Origin of the sequence: Pseudomonas ulcerans (assembly GCF_036324125.1) — a bacterium.
Lineage (GTDB): Bacteria > Pseudomonadota > Gammaproteobacteria > Pseudomonadales > Pseudomonadaceae > Aquipseudomonas > Aquipseudomonas ulcerans.
Window position 1 is genome coordinate 1 of sequence record NZ_JAZDQN010000067.1, and the last position, 21,932, is coordinate 21,932.

Consider the following 21,932-nt stretch of genomic DNA (forward strand, 5'->3'; position numbering starts at 1 on the left):
GCGGTAGTTCAGTCGGTTAGAATACCGGCCTGTCACGCCGGGGGTCGCGGGTTCGAGTCCCGTCCGCTGCGCCATATCCGCTTCGAGGCCCTTGAACTCCTCGAAGCAAAACGAAGAAAGCGACCTCAGGGTCGCTTTTTTCGTTTCTGGCGTTTCTGTTCTGAAACTCCCTCTTCCGGTGGATCGCGACCTCTGTGGGAGCGGGTTCACCCGCGATTGCTGTAGTGAATCCACTGCCGCCATCGCGGGTGAACCCGCTCCCACAGGGATCGCGTCGCTTCTGGCATCTCGTTCGGCAGATGCGACTAATTATTTCCACATGCCATCCGTTCTTCTGTGAGACAAGCCCGGCCGTTGTCATGGCCGGGGCGTGCACCTACAGGAAAACGATAAATGGGCATCGAACGCGACGCACCCGGCCTGACCCTGTTCTGCCTGCCTTATTCCGGCGCCAGCGCGACCTGCTACAGCCCGTGGAAGGCCAGGATGCCGGCCTGGCTGAAAATCCGCCCGCTGGAATTGCCCGGCCGCGGCATGCGCATGATCGAGCCGCTGCACACCGACATGGTGCAACTGGCCAATCGCCTGGCCGACGACATCGCCAGCGAGCTGCAGCGTCCCTACGCCCTGTTCGGCCACAGCCTCGGCGGCCTGCTGGCCTTCGAACTGGCCCACGTCCTGCGTGATCGCGGCCTGCCGGCCCCGCTGGCGCTGTTCACCTCGGCCACCGCCGGCCCTTCGCGCCGCGATGTCAGCGAATACGCCATCGCCAAGAGCGACGACGAGCTGATCGCCCGCCTGCGCGAACTGGGGGGTACCAGCGAAAGCGTGATCGCCAACCAGGAGCTGCTGGAACTCGTACTGCCGATCCTGCGCGCCGACTTCCTCGTCTGCGGCAGCTTCGTCTACGGCCAGCGCACGCCGCTGGCGGTGCCGATTCACGTGTTCGGCGGCAAGCGCGACTCGGTCAGTGTCGACGAACTGCTGGACTGGCAGGACGAAACCAGCACCGGCTTCTCCCTCGACATGTTCGAAGGCCATCACTTCTACCTGATCGACGAGCAGGAGCGCCTGCTGCGCCAGTTGCGCCGCTACGCCGATCAGCACCTTGCGCGCTGGCGCAACCGCGACGCCCGCGCCGCCGGTTGAACCGCGGCGCCCGCAGCCTTACCTCGACCCCTTTTTTGCCAAGCCGAATTCAGCAGGAATCCCTCATGGATGCGTTCGAACTTCCAGCCACCCTGGCCCAGTCCCTTCAACGTCGCGCCGAGCAGACGCCAGACAAACTGGCCCTGCGCTTCCTGTCCGACGAGCAGGACCAGGGCATCGTGCTGACCTACGCTGACCTGGACCTGCGCGCGCGCACCATCGCCGCCGCCCTGCAAGGTCGCGCCGCGCTGGGCGATCGCGCGATCCTGCTGTTTCCCAGTGGTCCGGACTACGTCGCTGCGTTCTATGGCTGCCTGTACGCCGGGATCATCGCCGTGCCGGCCTATCCGCCGGAGTCCAACCGCCGTCACCACCAGGAGCGCCTGCTGTCGATCATCGCCGACGCCGAGCCGAGCCTGGTCCTGACCGCGTCGGCCCTGCGTGACAGCCTGCTGGAAGTGGCCGAGCTCAAGGCCGAGGGCGCTCCGGCGTTGCTCTGCGTCGACGACCTCGACAGCGCTGCCGACGCCGCTTGGCAAGCGCCTGAACTGGGCGGCGACGACATCGCCTTCCTGCAATACACCTCCGGCTCCACCGCGCTGCCCAAGGGCGTGCAGGTCAGCCACGGCAACCTGGTGGCCAACGAACAACTCATCCGCCACGGCTTCGGCATCGATATCAACCCGGACGACGTGATCGTCAGCTGGCTGCCGCTGTACCACGACATGGGCCTGATCGGCGGGCTGCTGCAGCCGATCTTCAGCGGCGTGCCCTGCGTGCTGATGTCCCCCGCATACTTCCTGACCCGGCCGCTGCGCTGGCTGGAAGCGATCAGCGAGTACAAGGGCACCATCAGCGGCGGCCCGGACTTCGCCTACCAGTTGTGTGCGGCGCGGGTCAGCGACGCGGCCCTGGCCCGTCTCGACCTGAGCGGCTGGCGCGTGGCCTATTCCGGCTCCGAGCCGATCCGCCTGGACAGCCTGGATGCCTTCGCCGAGAAGTTCGCCGGCTGCGGTTTCGACGCCAGCAGCTTCTTCGCCTCCTATGGCCTGGCCGAGGCGACCCTGTTCGTCGCCGGTGGCAAGCGTGGCCAGGGCATCCCGCACTTGCGCCTCGACGAGCAGTCGCTGGCGCGCAATGTGGCCGAGCCGGGGCAGGGCAGCCCGGTGATGAGCTGCGGCACCAGCCAGCCGGAGCACGGCGTGCTGATCGCCGATCCACAGAGCCTGGCAATGCTTGGCGAGAATCAGGTCGGTGAGGTCTGGGCCTGCGGTCCGAGCATCGCCCATGGCTACTGGCGCAACCCCGAGGCGACCGCGAAAACCTTCGTCCAGCAAGACGGCCAGACCTGGCTGCGCACCGGCGACCTGGGCTTCCTGCGCGACGGCGAGCTGTACATCACCGGTCGCCTGAAGGACATGCTGATCGTCCGTGGCCAGAACATTTATCCACAGGACATCGAGCAGACCATCGAGCGTGAAGTCGACGTGGTGCGCAAGGGCCGCATCGCCACCTTCGCCGTCACCCAGGATGGTATCGAGGGCATCGGCATCGCTGCGGAAATCGGTCGCAGCGTGCAGAAGAACGTGCCCGCCGACGAACTGATCAAGACCCTGCGCCAGACCGTCGCCGACGCCTACCAGCAGGCCCCGGCGGTGGTGGTGCTGCTCAACCCCGGCGCCTTGCCGAAGACCTCCAGCGGCAAGTTGCAACGCTCGGCCTGTCGCACCCGCCTGGCCGATGGCAGCCTAGATAGCTACGCGGTGTTCCCGCACATCGGTACCAAGTCCAGCAATGCAAGCCTGGCCCGGTCCAACCTGGGCGAACTGGTCGCGCGCACCTGGCGCGAGCACCTGCAAGTCGACGATCTCGCCGCCGACGACCATTTCTTCCTGCTGGGCGGCAACTCGATCCTCGCCACCCAGGTGGTCGCCAGCCTGCGCGACGCCCTGGGCATCGAGCTGAACCTGCGCCTGCTGTTCGAAGCACCGACCCTGCAAGGCTTTGTCGCCGCCATCGAAGGCGCGCAGTCCGGCGCCACGACCCAGGACGGCATCACCCGCCTCGACGGTGACGAAGGCCTGCCGCAATCCCTGGCGCAGAACCGCCTGTGGTTTACCTGGCAGCTTGACCCGCAGAGCAGCGCCTACAACATTCCCGCCGGCCTCAACCTGCGTGGCGAGCTGGACGAAACCGCTCTGCGCGGAGCTTTCCAGCGCCTCAGTGAACGTCACGAAGCCCTGCGCACGCGCTTCTACGAAGTGGACGGCGTGGCCCTGCAGCGCATCGACGCTGCCGCTCCGTTCGAGATCCAGCGCATCGACCTCAGTGACCTCGACGAGGAAGAGCGCCGCCAGCGCGCCCAGGCCATCCGCGAGGAACAGGCACGCCTGCCGTTCGACCTGGAAAACGGCCCGTTGCTGCGGGTGCTGCTGGTCTGCCTCGACGAGCAGGAACACCAGTTGCTGGTGACCCTGCACCACATCATCGCCGACGGCTGGTCGCTGAACGTGCTGATCGACGAGTTCTCGCGCCTGTATGCCGCCGCCGTGCAGGAGCACCCGCTGGCCCTGGAACCCCTGCCGGTACGCTACGCCGACTACGGCCAGTGGCAGCGCGAATGGCTGGCGCGTGGTGAAGCCGAGCGCCAGCTGGCCTACTGGAAAAACCAGCTGGGCGACGAACACCCGAGCCTCCACCTGGCCACCGATCACCCGCGCTCGACCCGCAAACAGCACAGCGCCTCGCGCTACAGCCTGCGTTTGAGCGCGGAGCAGAGCAAAGCCTTGAAAGCGGCGGCGCAGGGCAGCCAGTCGACGCCGTTCATGTTCCTCCTGGCCAGCTTCCAGACCCTGCTGCACCGCTACAGCGGCCAGACCGACATCCGCATCGGCGTCCCCGGCGCCAACCGCCCGCGCCAGGAAACCCAGGGCCTGATCGGCTTCTTCATCAACACCCTGGTGCTGCGTGCCGAGCTGGACGCGCGCCTGCCGTTCGCCGAGCTGCTGACCCGCACCCGCCAGGCCGCGCTGGAAGCCCAGGCACACCAGGACCTGCCGTTCGATCAACTGGTCGAAGCCTTCCCCCAGGCCCGCGAGCAGGGCCTGTTTCAGGTCATGTTCAACCACCAGCAACGCGACCTCGGCGCCCTGCGCCGCCTGCCGGGCCTGCTCGCCGACGAGCTGCCGTGGCACAGCCGCGAAGCCAAGTTCGACCTGCAACTGCACAGCGAGGAAGACCGTAGCGGGCGCATCAACCTGTCCTTCGACTATGCCGACGAGCTGTTCGAGCGCAGCACCATCCAGCGCCTTGCCGCTCACTACGTGCGCCTGCTGGCCCAGGTCAGCGAGCAGGTGCAGATTGCCCTCGGCGACCTGCACCTGCTGGACGACACCGAGCAGCAGCGCCAGGCTGCCTGGAGCGCCGCGCCGTGCACCCCGGCCAGCCGCTGGCTGCCGGAACTGCTGAACCAACAGGCCCAGCGCAGCCCCGAGCGCACCGCGCTGCTGTGGGACGGCGGCCGCCTCGATTACGCCGGCCTGCACGCCCAGGCCAACCGCCTGGCCAACTACCTGCGGGACAAGGGCGTCGGCCCTGACGTGAAGGTGGCGATCGCCGTGGAGCGCTCGCCGCAGCTGCTGATCGGCCTGCTGGCGATCATCAAGGCCGGCGGCGCCTACGTGCCGCTGGACCCGGACTACCCGAGCGAGCGCCTCGCCTACATGCTCGCCGACAGCGGCGTCTCGCTGCTGCTGACCCAGAGCCATCTGCTCGGCGACATGCCGAGCGCCGACGGCGTCAGCGCCATCGCCCTCGACACCCTCAAGCTGGACAACTGGCCGAGCCATGCGCCGGGCCTGCACCTGCACGGCGACAACCTCGCCTACGTGATCTACACCTCCGGCTCCACCGGCCTGCCAAAAGGCGTGGGCAACACCCATGCGGCCCTGGCCGAGCGCCTGCAATGGATGCAGGCCACCTACGCCCTGGACGAAAGCGACGTGCTGATGCAGAAGGCACCGATCAGTTTCGACGTGTCGGTATGGGAATGCTTCTGGCCGCTGATCACCGGTTGCCCACTGGTGATCGCTGCACCGGGCGAGCACCGCGATCCGCACCGTATCGCCCAGCTGGTCCAGCAGCACGGCGTGACCACGCTGCACTTCGTGCCGCCGCTGCTGCAGCTGTTTATCGACGAGCCGCTGACCGCCGGTTGCTCCAGCCTGCGCCGGGTGTTCTCCGGTGGCGAGGCGCTGCCGGCCGAGCTGCGCAACCGCGTGCTGGCGCAACTGCCGAACGCGCAACTGCACAACCGCTACGGCCCGACCGAGACCGCGATCAACGTCACCCACTGGCACTGCCAGACCAGCGATGGCGCCCGTTCGCCGATCGGCCGGCCGCTGGGCAACGTGGTCTGCCGGGTTCTCGATGGCGAGCTGAATGCCCAGCCTGACGGCGTGCCCGGCGAGCTGTGCATCGGCGGTATCGGCCTGGCCCGTGGCTACCTCGGCCGCGCCGCGCTGACTGCCGAGCGCTTCGTCCCGGATGCCGCTGGCGAGCCGGGCTCGCGCCTGTACCGTACGGGCGACCGCGTGCGTTGGGCCGCCGACGGCGCCCTGGAATTCTTCGGCCGTCTCGACCATCAGGTGAAGCTGCGCGGCTTCCGCGTCGAACCGCAGGAAATCGAAGCGCGCCTGCTGGCGCTGGATGGCGTCGGCCAGGCCGCAGTGCTGGTCCGCCAGACCGTCGCCGGCGCGCAACTGGTGGGCTACTACACCGCCGAGGCGAGCGAGGAGGGCGAGGCCGTGCAGAGCGCCCGCCTGAAGGCCGAACTGGCCCTGGAACTGCCGGAATACATGGTTCCGGCGCAACTGGTGCGCATGGACGAGATGCCTCTCGGCCCGAGCGGCAAGCTCGATCGCCGCGCGTTGCCCGAGCCGCAGTGGCAGGCCCGCGAGCATGTCGAGCCACAGACCGAACTGGAACGGCAGATCGCCGCGATCTGGCGCGAAGTGCTCGGTGTGCCGCAGGTCGGCCTGAACGATGACTTCTTCGAACTGGGCGGCCACTCGCTGCTGGCCACCCAGATCATTTCCCGGGTCTGCCAGGCCTGCGATGTCGAGCTGGCCCTGCGGGTGCTGTTCGATCACCGCGAGCTAGGTGCCTTCGCCGCACAGATCGCTGCCTTGCAGGCGGCCGGTGCGCGCAACAGCCAGCAGACCATCGGCAAGGTCGATCGCAACCAGCCGGTGGCGCTTTCCTACTCGCAGCAGCGCATGTGGTTCCTCTGGCAGATGGAGCCGGACAGCCCCGCCTATAACGTCGGCGGCATGGCGCGCCTGAGTGGCGCCTTCGACATCGGCTGCTTCGAGGCAGCGCTGCAGGCGCTGATCCTGCGCCATGAAACCCTGCGCACCACCTTCCCGAGCATCGACGGCGTGGCTTGCCAGAAAGTCTCCGAGGAGACCGGCGTGGCCATGCAGTGGCTGGATATCTCCGCCTTGCCCGCCGCCGAGCGCCAGGCGCGCCTGCAAGCCTTCGCCGACAGCGAGGCACACACCCCCTTCGCCCTGGAAACCGGCCCGCTGCTGCGCGCCTGCCTGGTCAAGGCCGGCGAGCAGGAGCACTACTTCGTCCTGACCCTGCACCATATCGTCACCGAAGGCTGGGCGATGGACATCTTCGCCCGCGAGCTGGGCCAGCTCTACGAGGCGTTCCTCGACGGCAAGCCGTCGCCGCTGGAACCGCTGGCGGTGCAGTACCTCGACTACAGCGTGTGGCAGCGCCAGTGGCTGGAGTCCGGCGAGCGCCAGCGCCAGCTGGACTACTGGACCGCGCAGCTGGGCAACGAGCACCCGTTGCTGGAACTGCCCGGCGACCGTCCACGCCCTGCGGTGCAGAGTCACCAGGGCGAACTGTTCCGCTTCGACCTCAGCGACGACCTGGCCGGCCGCGTGCGCGCCTTCAACGCCAGGCATGGCCTGACCCTGTTCATGACCATGACCGCTGCCCTGGCCGTGCTGCTCTACCGCTACAGCGGGCAGACCGACCTGCGCATCGGCGCGCCGGTGGCCAACCGTATCCGCCCGGAAAGCGAAGGACTGATCGGTGCTTTCCTCAACACCCAGGTGCTGCGCGTGCAGCTCGACGGGCAGATGAGCGTCGGCGAGCTGTTCGAGCAGGTGCGCCACACGGTGATCGACGGCCAGTCGCACCAGGACCTGCCCTTCGACCACCTGGTGGAAGCGCTGCAACCGCCGCGCAGCGCGGCGTACAACCCGCTGTTCCAGGTGATGTGCAACGTGCAGCGCTGGGAATTCCAGCAAAGCCGCGAGCTGGCCGGGATGACCGTGGAGTACATCGTCAACGATGCCCGCGCCACCAAGTTCGACCTCAACCTTGAAGTCACCGAGCTGGACCACCGCCTGGGCTGCTGCCTGACCTACAGCACCGACCTCTTCGACGAACCGCGCATCGCGCGCATGGCCGCGCACTGGCGCAACCTGCTGCAGGCGCTGCTGGCGGATCCGCAACAACGCCTCGGCGACCTGCCGCTGCTGGCCGCCGACGAGCGCCAGCAACTGATCGACAGCCTCGGCGCCGAAGCCGGCGAGCAGCGCCTCGACCAGTGCATCCACAGCCTGTTCAGCGCGCGGGTGAAAGCCGCTCCGCAGGCCGGCGCCCTGACGTTCCGCGGTGAAACCCTCAGCTACGCCGAGCTGGACGCCCGCGCCAACCGCCTGGCCTGGATGCTCCGCGAGCGTGGCGTCGGCCCGCAGGTCCGCGTGGGCCTGGCGCTGGAGCGTTCGCTGGAGATGGTCGTCGGCCTGCTGGCGATCCTCAAGGCCGGCGGCGCCTATGTGCCGCTGGATCCGGAATACCCGCTGGAACGCCTGCAGTACATGATCCAGGACAGCGGCGTGCGCCTGCTGCTCGGCGACGCGAAACTGCTCGACGCCCTCGGCGACCTGCCCGAAGGCGTGGCGCGCTGGAGCCTGGAGGAAGACCTGCCGAAGCTGGCCGCTTACCCGGACAGCGAGCTGCCTTTCGTCAATCTGCCACAACACCAGGCGTACCTGATCTACACCTCCGGTTCCACCGGCCTGCCCAAGGGCGTGGTGGTCAGCCATGGCGAGATCGCCATGCACTGCCAGGCGGTGATCAAGCGCTTCGACATGCGCCCGGACGACTGCGAGCTGCACTTCTATTCGATCAACTTCGACGCCGCCACCGAGCGCCTCCTGGTGCCGCTGCTGACCGGTGCGCGCCTGGTGCTGCGTGCCCAGGGCCAGTGGGATGCCGAGGAAATCTGCGGGTTGATCCGCGAGCAGGGCGTCACCATCCTCGGCTTTACCCCGAGCTACGGCAGCCAGCTGGCGCAGTTCCTCGCCACCCAGGGGCAACAACTGCCGGTGCGCATGTGCATCACCGGCGGCGAGGCGCTGACCGGCGAGCACCTGCAACGCATCCGCGCGGCCTTCGCGCCAGAGCTGTTCTTCAACGCCTACGGCCCGACCGAAACCGTCGTCATGCCGCTGGCCTGCCTGTCGCCGGCCGAACTGGAAGAAGGCCAGGCCAGCGTGCCGATCGGCAACGTGGTCGGGGCGCGGGTTGCCTATATCCTCGACACCGACCTGGCCCTGGTGCCGCAAGGCTCCACGGGTGAGCTGTATGTCGGCGGGGCAGGGCTGGCGGTGGGTTACCACGAACGTCCGGGCCTGACCGCCGAGCGCTTCGTCGCCGATCCATTCTCCGTCGAGGGCGGCCGCCTGTACCGCACCGGCGACCTGGTGCGCCAGCGCGCCGATGGCCTGGTGGAGTACATCGGCCGGGTCGACCATCAGGTGAAGATCCGTGGCTTCCGCATCGAACTGGGCGAGATCGAAACCCGCCTGCTCGACCATGCGGCGATCCGCGAAGCCGTGGTGCTGGCCCTGGAGACCCCGGCCGGCAAGCAACTGGCCGGCTATCTGGTCAGCGACGTGGCCAGCCAGGACGACGCGGCCCAGGCCTGCCTGCGCGACGAGCTGAAAGCCGCGCTCAAGGCGCAACTGCCGGACTACATGGTGCCGACCCACCTGATCCTGCTCGACGCCATGCCGCTCACCGCCAACGGCAAGCTCGACCGCCGCGCCCTGCCGGCGCCGGACCCGGAGCTCAACCGCCAGCAGTACGTGGCGCCGAGCAGCGCGCTGGAGCAGAGCCTGGCGCGGATCTGGGGCGAGGTGCTCAACGTGGCCCAGGTCGGCCTCGACGACAACTTCTTCGAACTGGGCGGCGACTCGATCCTGTCGATCCAGGTGGTCAGCCGCGCCCGTGCGGCGGGCATCCATTTCAGCCCGCGCGACCTGTTCCAGCACCAGACCGTGCAGACCCTGGCCGCCGTCGCCACCACCCACGAGGTGGTCAGCGCCGAACAGGGCCTGCTCAGCGGCGAATCGGCGCTGACGCCGATCCAGCACTGGTTCTTCGAAACACCGATCAGCAACCGCCAGCACTGGAACCAGGCGGTCCTGCTGGCACCCACCCAGACCCTCGATGCGGCGCTGCTGGAGCAGGCGTTGCAGGCCGTGCAACAGCAGCACGACGCCCTGCGCCTCGGCTTCCGCGAGCAGGCCGGCAGCTGGCAGGCGCAATTCCGCAACGCCGACGAGCCGCTGCTGCGGGTCGCCCAGGTCAGCGACATGGCCGACTGCACGGCGCTGTACGACGAGACCCAGCGCAGCCTCGACCTGCAACATGGCCCGCTGCTGCGTGCCTTGCTGGTGGACGGCCCGCAGGGCGAGCAGCGCCTGCTGCTGGCGATCCATCACCTGGTGGTGGACGGCGTGTCCTGGCGCGTGTTGCTGGAAGACCTGCAAAGCGTCTATCGCCAGTTGCACACCGGCCAGGACGTGCAACTGCCGGCCAAGACCAGCGCCATGCGCGACTGGGCCAAGCGCCTGCGCACCTATGCCGGCAGCGAATCGCTGCGCGAGGAACGCGACTGGTGGCAAGCCCAGTTGGGCGACAGCGAGATGCCGCTGCCGGGCCTCGACCCGGCGGGTGGTCAGCAGAACCGCCACGCCCACAGTCTCAGCGTGCGCCTGGATGCCCAGCGCACCCGCCAGTTGCTGCAACAGGCACCGAGCGCCTACCGCACCCAGGTCAACGATCTGCTGCTCACCGCCCTGGCCCGCGTTCTCTGCCAGTGGACCGAACAGCCCTCGGCGCTGGTCCAGCTGGAAGGCCACGGCCGCGAAAACCTGTTCGACGAGATCGACCTGACCCGCAGCGTCGGCTGGTTCACCAGCGCCTATCCGCTGCGCCTGACCCCGGCCGGCGAGCTGTCCGAATCGATCAAGGCGATCAAGGAACAACTGCGCGCGGTGCCGCACAAGGGCCTTGGCCATGGCGTGCTGCGCTACCTTGGCGACGACACCAGCCGTGCCGTCATGCAGGCCTTGCCGGTGGCGCCGGTGACCTTCAACTACCTCGGCCAGTTCGACCAGAGCTTCGCCAGCGACGCGCTGTTCCGCCCGCTGGAAGAGTCCGCCGGCATTGCCCATGACCCGCAGGCGCCGCTGCCCAACGAACTGAGCATCGATGCCCAGGTCTACGCCGGCGAACTGGTGCTGCGCTGGACCTTCAGCGCCGAGCGCCATCAGGTGGCGACCATCGAGGCCATCGCCAACGCCTACCTGGCGCAGTTGCAGGCGCTGGTGGCGCACTGCATCGCCGACGGCAGCGGCGGCCTCACGCCGTCCGATTTCCCCCTGGCCCGCCTGACCCAGGCCGAGCTGGATGCGCTGCCGGTGCCGGCAGGGCAGATCGAAGACGTGTTCCCGCTGACCCCGATGCAGGAGGGCATGCTCCTGCACACCCTGCTGGAGCCGGGCACCGGCCTGTACTACATGCAGGACCGCTACCGCATCAACAGCGACCTCGACCCCGAGCGCTTCAGCCGCGCCTGGCAGGCCGTGGTCGCCCGCCACGAAGCCCTGCGCGCCTCGTTCTGCTGGGATATCGGCGAGGGCATGCTGCAGGTTATCCACAAGCCGGGCGAGACCCCGGTGGAATACCTCGACTGGCGTGACGTGCCCGCCGACGAGCAGGAACCCAAACTCCAGGCCCTGCACAAGCGCGAGCGCGAGGCCGGCTTCGACCTGCTGCACCAGGCGCCGTTCCACCTGCGCCTGATCCGCGTCGGCGAGGCCAGCTACTGGTTCATGATGAGCAACCACCACATCCTCATCGATGCCTGGTGCCGCTCGCTGCTGATGAACGACTTCTTCGACCTCTACATGGCCCTCGGCGAAGGCCGCGACGCCCAGCTGGCGCCGGCACCGCGCTACCGCGACTACATCGGCTGGCTGCAGCAGCGTGGCCTGGAACAGGCGCGCAACTGGTGGCGCGACAACCTGCGCGGCTTCGAGCGGCCGACGCCGATCCCGAGCGACCGCCCGTACCTGCGCGAGCACGCCGGCGAAAGCGGCGGGATGGTGGTGGGTGACGTCCATACCCGCCTCGACGTGGCCGATGGCGCACGCCTGCGGGAACTGGCGCAGCAGCACCAGTTGACCGTCAACACCTTCGCCCAGGCCGCCTGGGCCCTGACCCTGCGGCGCATGAGCGGCGACCGCGACGTGCTCTTCGGCGTCACCGTGGCCGGGCGTCCGGTGGACATGCCGCAGATGCAGCGCACCGTCGGCCTGTTCATCAACACCATCGCCCTGCGCGTCGGCCTGCCGCTCGACGGCGAACGGCGCAGCGTGCGCCAGTGGCTCAATGGCCTGCTGGACAGCAACATGCAGCTGCGCGAGTACGAATACCTGCCGCTGGTGAATATCCAGGAACTGAGCGAGTTGCCCAAGGGCATGCCGCTGTTCGACAGCCTGTTCGTGTTCGAGAACGCGCCGGTGGAAGTCTCAGTGCTGGACCGTGCGCAAAGCCTGAACGCCACCTCGGATTCCGGCCGTACCCACACCAACTACCCGCTGACCGCCGTGTGCTACCCGGGCGATGACCTCGGCCTGCACCTGTCCTACGACCAGCGCTACTTCGATGAAAGCACCGTGCAGGGCATGCTTGCCGAGTTCAAGCGCCTGCTGCTGGCGCTGGTGCAGGGCTTCCATGGCGACATGGCCGAGCTGCCGCTGCTGGGCGAGGCCGAGCGCCGCTTCCTCACCGAGGGCTGCAACCAGAGTGCCCGCGAGTACCCGCTTCAGCGCAGCTACGTTTCCTTGTTCGAAGAGCAGGTGGCCCTGCATCCGCAGCGGGTTGCGATCAGCTACCTCGGCGAGCAGCACACTTACGTCGAACTCAATGCCGCCGCCAACCGCCTGGGCCATGCCCTGATCGCGGCCGGTGCCGGTTTCGACCAGCCAATCGCCTTGCTCGCCGAGCGCGGCCCGGACCTGCTGGGAATGATCGTCGGCAGCTTCAAGGCCGGCGCCGGCTACCTGCCGCTGGACCCGGCGCTGCCGAACCAGCGCCTGAGCGGCGTGATCGGGCAGAGCGGGGCGCCGGTGCTGGTGTGCAGCGCCGCGTGCGAGGCTCAGGCGCGTGAATTGCTGGTTGGGCTGGAGGGCGTGCAACTGCTGGTCTGGGAACAGGTGCAGCAAAGCGATGCCATCACCAACCCGGGCCGCTACAGCGCCCCGGACAACCTCGCCTACGTGATCTTCACGTCGGGCTCCACCGGCCTGCCGAAAGGCGTGATGGTCGAACAGCGCGGCATGCTCAACAACCAGTTGAGCAAGGTTCCGTACCTGGACCTGAGCGACAAGGACGTGATCGCCCAGACCGCCTCGCAGAGCTTCGACATTTCCGTCTGGCAGTTCCTTGCCGCACCGCTGTTCGGCGCCCGCGTGGATATCGTGCCGAACGATATCGCCCGCGATCCGCAGGCATTGCTGGCCCATGTCCAGCAGCAAGGCATCACCGTGCTGGAAAGCGTGCCATCGCTGATCCAGGGCCTGCTGGCCGAAGAGCGCGTCAACCTCGATGGCCTGCGCTGGATGCTGCCGACCGGCGAAGCCATGCCGCCGGAACTGGCGCGCCAGTGGTTGCTGCGTTATCCACAGATCGGCCTGGTCAACGCCTATGGTCCGGCCGAGTGCTCGGACGACGTGGCCTTCTTCCGCGTCGACCTGGCCGCCACCGAAAGCACCTACCTGCCGATCGGCACGCCGACCGACAACAACCTGATCTACCTGCTGGACGATGCCCTGGAACTGGTGCCGCTGGGCGCGGTGGGCGAGCTGTGTGTCGCCGGTACCGGCGTCGGCCGCGGCTATGTGAGCGACACTCGTCGCACCGTTCCGGTCTTCGTTCCCAACCCGTTCGGCGCCCCGGGCGAGCGCCTGTACCGCACCGGCGACCTGGCCCGCCGCCGCGCCGATGGCGTGCTGGAATACGTCGGCCGCGCCGACCACCAGGTGAAGATCCGCGGCTACCGCATCGAGCTGGGCGAAATCGAAACCCGCCTGCTGGAACAGCCGGCGATCCGCGAAACCGTGGTCCTCGATATCGAGGGGCCGCAAGGCAAGCAACTGGCGGCCTACCTGACCCTGCGCAGCGAACTTGATGTCGACTCGCTCAAGGCTGCCCTGAAGGCCAACCTGCCGGACTACATGGTCCCGACCCACTTCGTGGTGCTGCAGGCCATGCCGCTGACGCCGAACGGCAAGCTGGACCGCAAGGCCCTGCCGAAGCCGGATACCACGTTGTCGCAGACCGCCTACGTGGCTCCGGTCAGCGAGCTGGAGCAACAGTTGGCGGCCATCTGGGCCGAGGTGCTGAAGATCGAGCGGGTCGGCCTCGACGACAGCTTCTTCGAACTGGGCGGCCACTCGCTGCTGGCGACCCAGGTGATCTCCCGCGTGCGCCAGGCCCTGAAGATCGAGCTGTCGCTGCGCAGCCTGTTCGAAGCGAGAGACCTGCGCGGCTTCGCTCGCCAGGTCGAGAAGGGCGAGAGCAGCAAGCTGCAAGCCATCGTCAAGGCCGACCGCCGCCAGCCGCTGGCGCTGTCCTACGCCCAGCAACGCCAGTGGTTCCTCTGGCAACTGGAGCCGCACAGCGCCGCCTACAACATGCCGGCGGCCCTGCGCCTGCGCGGCGCACTGGATATCGCCGCGCTGGAACTGAGCTTCGAAAGCCTGGTCGCCCGCCACGAAACCCTGCGCACCACCTTCCGCCAGGACGGTGGCCAGGCCGTGCAGATCATCCATGAGCCGGCGCCGTTCGTGCTGGCCCTGGAGCAACTGCCGGCCTCCGGACTGCCGCGTGACCAACAGGTACGCTTGCTGATCGAAGACGAAACCCTGCGTCCGTTCGACCTGGAAAACGGTCCGCTGCTGCGGGTGCGCCTGCTCCACCTCGGCGAGGACGAGCATGTGCTGGTGCTGGTGCAGCACCATATCGTCACCGACGGCTGGTCGATGCCGATCATTGTCGACGAGCTGATGCGCCTGTACGCCGGCTACAGCCAGGGCGAGACCGTGCAACTGGCACCGCTGGCGATCCAGTACGCCGACTTCGCCCTGTGGCAACGGCAGTGGATGGAAGCCGGCGAGACCGCCCGCCAGCTGGCCTACTGGACCGCGCAACTCGGCGGCGAGCAGCCGGTGCTGGAGCTGCCCACCGACCATCCGCGGCCGCCGGTGCAGAGCACTGCCGGCGCGCAGTTCAACTTCAGCCTCGACGCCGAGCTGGCCGCGCGCCTGAACCTGGTCGCCAGGGAGCAGGGCGTGACCCTGTTCATGCTCCTGCTGGCTTCGTTCCAGACCCTGTTGCATCGCTATTCGGGCCAGTCCGACGTGCGCGTCGGCGTGCCGATCGCCAACCGCAACCGCGCCGAGACCGAAGCGCTGATCGGCTTCTTCGTCAACACCCAGGTGCTCAAGGCCGAGTTCGCTCCACAGGCCTCGGTCGCCACCGTGTTGCAACAGGTCAAGCGCCAGGCCCTGGACGCCCAGGCCCATCAGGACCTGCCGTTCGAGCAACTGGTGGAAGCCCTGCAACCGGAACGCGACCTGAGCCGCAGCCCGCTGTTCCAGGTGATGTACAACCACCAGAGCGAGGCGCCGCGCCTGGCGCCGCAACTGGCCGGCCTGAGCCTGGAAGCCGTGCCGTCGCACAAGCACACCGCGCAGTTCGACCTGATGCTGCACACCGTCGAGCAGGACGACGGCCTCAGCGCCTCGCTGACCTATGCCACCGCGCTGTTCGAGGCGGACACCATCGCCCGCATGGCCGCGCACTGGCAGCAACTGCTGCGTTCGATGAGCCTTGACGTGCAGCAGCGCATCGGTGAACTGGCGCTGCTCGACGACGCCGGCCGGCAGCGCATCCTGCGCGACTGGAACGCCACCGCCGCGGACTTCCCCGGCGAGCGTTGCATCCACCAGCTGTTCGAGGCCCAGGTCGCCGCGACCCCGGATGCCCCGGCGCTGGTGTTCGCTGGCGAGCAACTGAGCTATGCCCAGCTCAACCGCCGCGCCAACCAGCTGGCGCACAAGCTGCGCGAGCTGGGCGCCACCCCGGATGCCCTGGTGGGCCTGGCCGTGGAGCGCAGCCTGGAAATGGTCATCGGCCTGCTGGCGATCATGAAGTCCGGTGCGGCCTACGTGCCGCTGGACCCGGATTATCCACAGGACCGCCTGGCCTACATGATCGAGGACAGTGGCGTGCGCCTGCTGCTGACCCAGGAAGCGCTGCGCGAGCGCCTGCCGATTCCGGACCAGGTGCAGGCCCTGAGCCTGGACCGCCTGGAACTGGCGTCGTACAGCGACGCCAACCCGCAACCGCGCAGCGTCGCCGACAACCTCGCCTACGTGATCTACACCTCCGGCTCCACCGGCAAGCCGAAGGGCGCCGGCAACAGCCACCGCGCGGTGGTCAACCGCCTGCACTGGGGGCAGAAGGCCTACCGGCTGGACGCCAGCGACAGCGTGCTGCAGAAGACCCCGTTCAGCTTCGACGTGTCGGGCTGGGAGTTCTACTGGCCGCTGCTCTCCGGCGCGCGCCTGGTGGTGGCCCAGCCTGGCGAGCATCGCGACCCCGACCGCCTGCTGGCGACCATCCGCGAATACGGCATCACCACGGTGCACTTCGTGCCGTCGATGCTCCAGGCCTTCATGATCCACGAGGACGTGGAACGCTGCACCAGCCTGCGTCGGGTGATGTGCAGCGGCGAGGCGCTGCCGGTGGAACTGGCGGCCCAGGTGCTCAAGCGCCTGCCCCACGCCGACCTGCACAACCTGTACGGGCCGACCGAGGCGGCGATCGAGGTCACCCACTGGACCTGTTCCCTGGATGACAGCTACGTGCCGATCGGCCACCCGATCGACAACATCAAGACCCATATCCTCGAAGACGACCTGCTGCCGGCCGCGCCGGGTTGCGCCGCCGAGTTCTACCTGGGCGGCGTGGGCCTGGCTCGCGGCTACCACAACCGTCCGGCGCTGACCGCCGAACGCTTCGTGCCGGATCCGTACTCCACCGACGGCGGTCGCCTGTACCGTACCGGCGACCTGGCCCGTTATCGTGGCGAGGGCATCATCGAGTACGCCGGGCGTATCGACCACCAGGTGAAGATCCGCGGCCTGCGCATCGAGCTCGGCGAGATCGACGCGCGCCTGCAGGAACACCCGGCGGTGCGCGAGGCCAGCGTCATCGATATCGACGGCCCGAACGGCAAGCAGCTGGCGGCCTATCTGGTGCCCCGTGACCTTGGCCGTGACACCGGCGAACTCAAGGACATCCTCAAGGCCCACCTCAAGGTGCACCTGCCGGAGTTCATGGTGCCGAGCCACTTCGTCTGGCTGGAGCAGATGCCGGTCAACGCCAACGGCAAGCTCGACCGCCGTGCGCTGCCCAAGCCGGACCTGAGCCAGGCGCGGGAGGCCGTGGTCGCCCCGACCAGCGCCGTGGAAGCGCAGCTGGCGGCAATCTGGGCCGAGGTGCTGAAGCTGGACGAGGTTGGCGTTACCGACAACTTCTTCGAGCTGGGCGGCGACTCGATCATCTCCATCCAGGTGGTCAGCCGTGCCCGCCAGGCCGGCATCCTGTTCAGCGCCAAGGACCTGTTCCAGCGCCAGACCATCCAGGGCATCGCCCAGGTGGCCAAGCGTGCCTCGGCGGCGCGTATCGAGCAGGGGCCGCTGAGCGGGCCGACGCCGTTGCTGCCGATCCAGCGCTGGTTCTTCGACAGCCCGGTCCCCGAGCGCCATCACTGGAACCAGTCGGTGCTGTTCACCCCGACCGTGTCGCTGGACGGCGCGCGCCTGGAAAGCGCATTGCAGCGCCTGGTGGCGCATCACGATGCCCTGCGCCTGAGCGTCGTCGACGGCAATGCCAGCTTCCGTGACAACTCGGCCGGTGAACTGCTGTGGGTCCGCGAGCTGGACAGCCGCGACGGCGTGCGGGCGCTGTGCGATGAAGCCCAGCGCAGCCTCGACCTGGTCGAAGGTCCGCTGCTGCGCGGCCTGCTGGTCAACCTGCCGCAGGGCGAGCAGCGCCTGCTGCTGGTGATCCATCACCTGGCGGTGGACGGGGTGTCCTGGCGCATCCTCCTGGAAGACCTGCAAGCGGCCTACAACGGCGCGGCGCTGGCCGACAAGACCCACTCGGTGCGTGCCTGGGCCGAGCAGTTGCAAGCCTGGGCCGCTACCCCGGCCCTCGCCGCCGAGCTGGACTGGTGGCAGGCGCAGTTGCAGGGCGTCAGCGAGGCGCTGCCGCTGGACAACGCCAAAGGCGGTCGCCTGCACCAGCATGAAGTCACCCTGAGTACGCGCCTGGATGCCAGCCTGACCCGGCAACTGCTGCAGGACGCCCCGGCGGCCTACCGCACGCAGATCAACGACCTGCTGCTCACCGCCCTGGCGCGGGTGATCGGGCGCTGGACCGGGCAGGCCGACACCCTGGTGCGCCTGGAAGGCCATGGCCGCGAAGAGCTGTTCGACGGCATCGACACCACCCGCACCGTCGGCTGGTTCACCAGTCTGTACCCGGTCAAGCTCAGCGCCGCTGCCGACCTGGCGACCTCGCTGAAGACCGTCAAGGAACAGCTGCGTGCGGTGCCGCACAAGGGTCTCGGCTACGGCGTGCTGCGCTGGCTCGGTGACGAGCAGGCGCAACGCCGCCTGGCGGCGCTGCCCCAAGGCCAGATCGTGTTCAACTACCTTGGCCAGCTGGACGGCAGCTTCGCCGCTGACGATGCGCTGCTGGCGCCGTCCGGCGAAGGCAGCGGCCAGGGCCAGGGCGATGAGGCGCCGCTGGGCAGCCTGCTGGCGATCAACGGCCAGGTGCTCGATGGCCAGCTGGAAATGCTCTGGAGCTTCAGTGGCGAGGTCTTCGACAGCGCCACCGTGCAAGGCCTGGCCGATGCCTACGGCGTCGAGCTGCGCCAGCTGGTGGAGCATTGCCTGGACGCGGCATCGGGCGGTGTGACGCCGTCGGACTTCCCCCTGGCCGGACTCGACCAGGCGCAACTGGACAGCCTGCCGCTGGCGGCGGGCATCGCCGATATCTACCCGCTGTCGCCGATGCAGCAGGGCATGCTGTTCCACAGCCTGTACGAGGAAGATTCACCGAGCTACGTCAACCAGATGCGCGCCGAAGTGCGTGGCCTCGACGAGCAGCGTTTCCGCGCGGCCTGGCAGGCCGTGCTGGATGTCCACGAGGTGCTGCGAGCCAACTTCGTCAGCCACCTGGGCCAGCCGTTGCAGGTGATCCGCAAGCAGGTCGCGGTGCCGCTGGAGATCCAGGACTGGCGGGGTCGTACTGACCTCGACGCGGCCATCGCTGCTTTCGCCGAGGCCGATCGCCAGCGCGGCTTCGATCTCGAAGGTGAGTGCCTGTTGCGCCTGACCTTGCTGCGTACCGGTGACGATGTGCACCAACTGGTGTTCACCTGCCACCACATCCTGCTGGACGGCTGGAGCGGTTCGCGGATGTTCGGCGAAGTGCTGCAGCGTTATCACGGCGAGCAGGTGCCGGCACCAAGTGGCCGCTACCCGGACTACATCCGCTGGCTGCAACGCCAGGATGTCGCCGCCAGCGAGCGCTTCTGGAGCGGCCAGCTGGCCGAACTGGACGCACCGACCCGCCTGGCGCCGTGCTTCCATGCGGCCGAGGCGGGGCAGGGCCATGGCGAGTTGCGCCATGACTTCAGCAGCGCCATCACCGCGCAACTGGGCGAGTTCGCCCGCGAGCAGCGGGTCACCCTCAACACCTTGCTGCAGGCCAGCTGGATGCTCCTGCTGCAACGCTACACCGGCCATGCCACGGTGACCTTCGGCGCCACGGTGGCAGGGCGTCCGGCAGACTTGCCGGGGGTCGAGGAACAGCTCGGGCTGTTCATCAACACCCTGCCGGTGGTCGGCAGCCCGCGCGCCGAGCAGTCGGTGGCGCAATGGGTGGAAGAAGTGCAGGCGCTCAACCTGGTCCTGCGTGAGCACGAGCACACGCCGCTGTACGAAGTGCAGCGCTGGGCCGGCTGGGGTGGCGAGGCGCTGTTCGACTCGATCATGGTGTTCGAGAACTACCCGATCGCCGAAGCCCTGCAACAGGCATCGCCTCGTGCGCCGAGCTTCGCCGGGGTCATCAACCAGGAGCAGACCCACTATCCGCTGACCCTGGCGGTGGAGGCCGGCGAGCAGCTGTCGCTGGCGCTGAGCTACGACCGTCGGCACTTCGACGCCGCGGCCATCGCGCAACTGGTGCGCCACTTCGAGCACCTGCTGCTGGCCCTGGCCAGCGACGGCCAGGCGCTGCTGGGCGAACTGCCGCTGCTGGACGAAGAAGAGCGCCAGCACCTGCTGCATGACTGGAACGCCACCACGGTGGACTGGCCACAGGCGTGCGTCCACGACCTGATCGAAGCCCAGGTGCAGGCGACGCCAGAGGCCCCGGCGCTGATCCTCGGCGAGCTGCAACTGAGCTACGCCGAGCTGGATCGCCAGGCCAACCGCCTGGCCCATCGCCTGGTGGCGCTGGGCGTCGGCCCGGACGTGCTGGTGGGCATCTCGCTGGAGCGCAGCCTGGAAATGGTGGTCGGCCTGCTGGCGATCCTCAAGGCCGGCGGTGCCTACGTGCCGCTGGACCCGGCCTACCCGCGCGAGCGCCTGGACTACATGGTCCGCGACAGCGGCATCCGCCTGTTGCTGACCCAGTCCTCGCTGCTCGGCGACCTGCCGCTCAATCCGGGCGTGCAGAGCCTGGTCCTCGACGAACTGATCGACTGGCAGGACCTCGCCGAGGCCGTGCCGCCGCAGGTGCACCTGGGCGCGGACAACCTCGCCTACGTGATCTACACCTCCGGCTCCACCGGCCGGCCGAAGGGCGTGGAAATCCGCCATGGCGCCCTGGCCAACCATATGTTCTGGATGCAGGGCGAGTTGCAACTGACGCCGCAGGACCGCGTGCTGCAGAAGACCGCGTTCAGTTTCGACGCCTCGGTCTGGGAGTTCTGGCTGCCACTGCTCAACGGTGCGCAACTGGTACTGGCCAGCCCGGCGCTGAGCGATGACCTGTCGTTGCTGTGGAGCGAGGTGGCCGAGCACGCCGTCAGCGTCCTGCAACTGGCGCCTTCGGTGCTCCAGGCCCTGCTGCCGGGCGTGCAGCCTGGCCAGCTGGACTCGCTGCGCACCCTGGCCTTCGGCGGCGAGGCGCTGAGCGCCGCGCTGGTGCAACAGCTGCGGGAGCAGTGGAGCGGCCAGGTGTACAACCTGTACGGCCCGACCGAAGCCACCATCGATACCAGCAGCCTGCGCATCGACGGCCCGGTGGACAGCGTCATCGCCGCCATCGGCCGGCCGATCGCCAACGTGCGCACCTATGTCCTCGACAGCCACCTGCAGGTCTGCCCGGTGGGCAGCGCTGGCGAGCTGTATGTCGGTGGCGATGCCCTGGCCCGTGGCTACCACAAGCGTCCCGACCTCACGGCCGAGCGCTTCGTGCCCGATCCGTTCACTCCGGGCGCGCGCCTGTACCGCACCGGCGACCTGGTGCGCTACCGCGCCGACGGGGTGATCGACTACCTCGGTCGTATCGACCACCAGGTGAAGATCCGCGGCCTGCGTATCGAGCTGGGCGAGATCGAAGCCTTGCTGCTGCGCCAGCCGGCGGTGCGCGAAGCGGTGGTGCTGCCCCGCGACAGCGCCAGCGGCACGCAACTGGTGGCCTGGATCGTGGCCGGGCAGGGCGTGGCCGGCGGCGATGAGCTGGCCCACGGGCTCAAGGCGTCGCTGGCCCAGGACCTGCCGGGCTTCATGGTGCCGACCCAGTGGCTGTTCCTCGAACAGCTGCCGCTGACACCGAACGGCAAGCTCGACCGCAAGGCCCTGCCGCAGCCGGATATCGGCCATGCCCATGCAGCCTACGTGGCGCCGGCCAGTGAGCTGGAACGGCAACTGGCGGCGATCTGGGCCGAGGTGCTGAAGGTGGAGAAGGTCGGCATGAGCGACGACTTCTTCGAGCTGGGCGGGCACTCGCTGCTGGCCACGCAGATCGTCAGCCGGGTGCAGAAGGAACTGGGATGCCATGTGCCGCTGCGGGCGATGTTCGAGCTCAACACCTTGCAGGCGTTGGCGGGGTACATCGTCGGGCAGCAGGACAAGCGGGTCGACGAGGCCAAGGTGGATCGTCTGTCGGACCTGATGGCCGAGCTGGAAGCGCTGTAACCACGGACCCTGTGGGAGCGGGTTTACCCGCGATTGCGTCGGGGAATGAACGTAGCCAAAGCGGGGTAAACCCCACCCCCCCGCGGCCCGGGCAAAACGTGAAAAAAACACGGTGAA

1 protein-coding gene and 2 pseudogenes are annotated in these 21,932 nt (G+C 68.2%); all 3 read left to right on the top strand.

All coding sequences use genetic code 11. The annotated features are described in order from the left end of the window. Positions 1-393: 393 nt before the first annotated feature. Positions 394-1,149, top strand: a complete 756-nt coding sequence (locus V0R59_RS30180) for a thioesterase II family protein (protein WP_330077255.1) — start codon at positions 394-396, stop codon at positions 1,147-1,149. Between the two features lie 65 nt (positions 1,150-1,214). Next, positions 1,215-19,946, top strand: a pseudogene (locus tag V0R59_RS30185) (non-ribosomal peptide synthase/polyketide synthase); the annotation flags it as partial. Between the two features lie 24 nt (positions 19,947-19,970). Beyond that, a pseudogene (locus tag V0R59_RS30190) lies at positions 19,971-21,815 on the top strand (amino acid adenylation domain-containing protein); the annotation flags it as partial. Positions 21,816-21,932 lie beyond the last annotated feature (117 nt).

Excerpts from the sequence above, each read along its gene's own strand:
- V0R59_RS30180 (WP_330077255.1), top strand. The coding sequence starts at position 394 with ATGGGCATCGAACGCGACGCACCCGGCCTGACCCTGTTCTGCCTGCCT.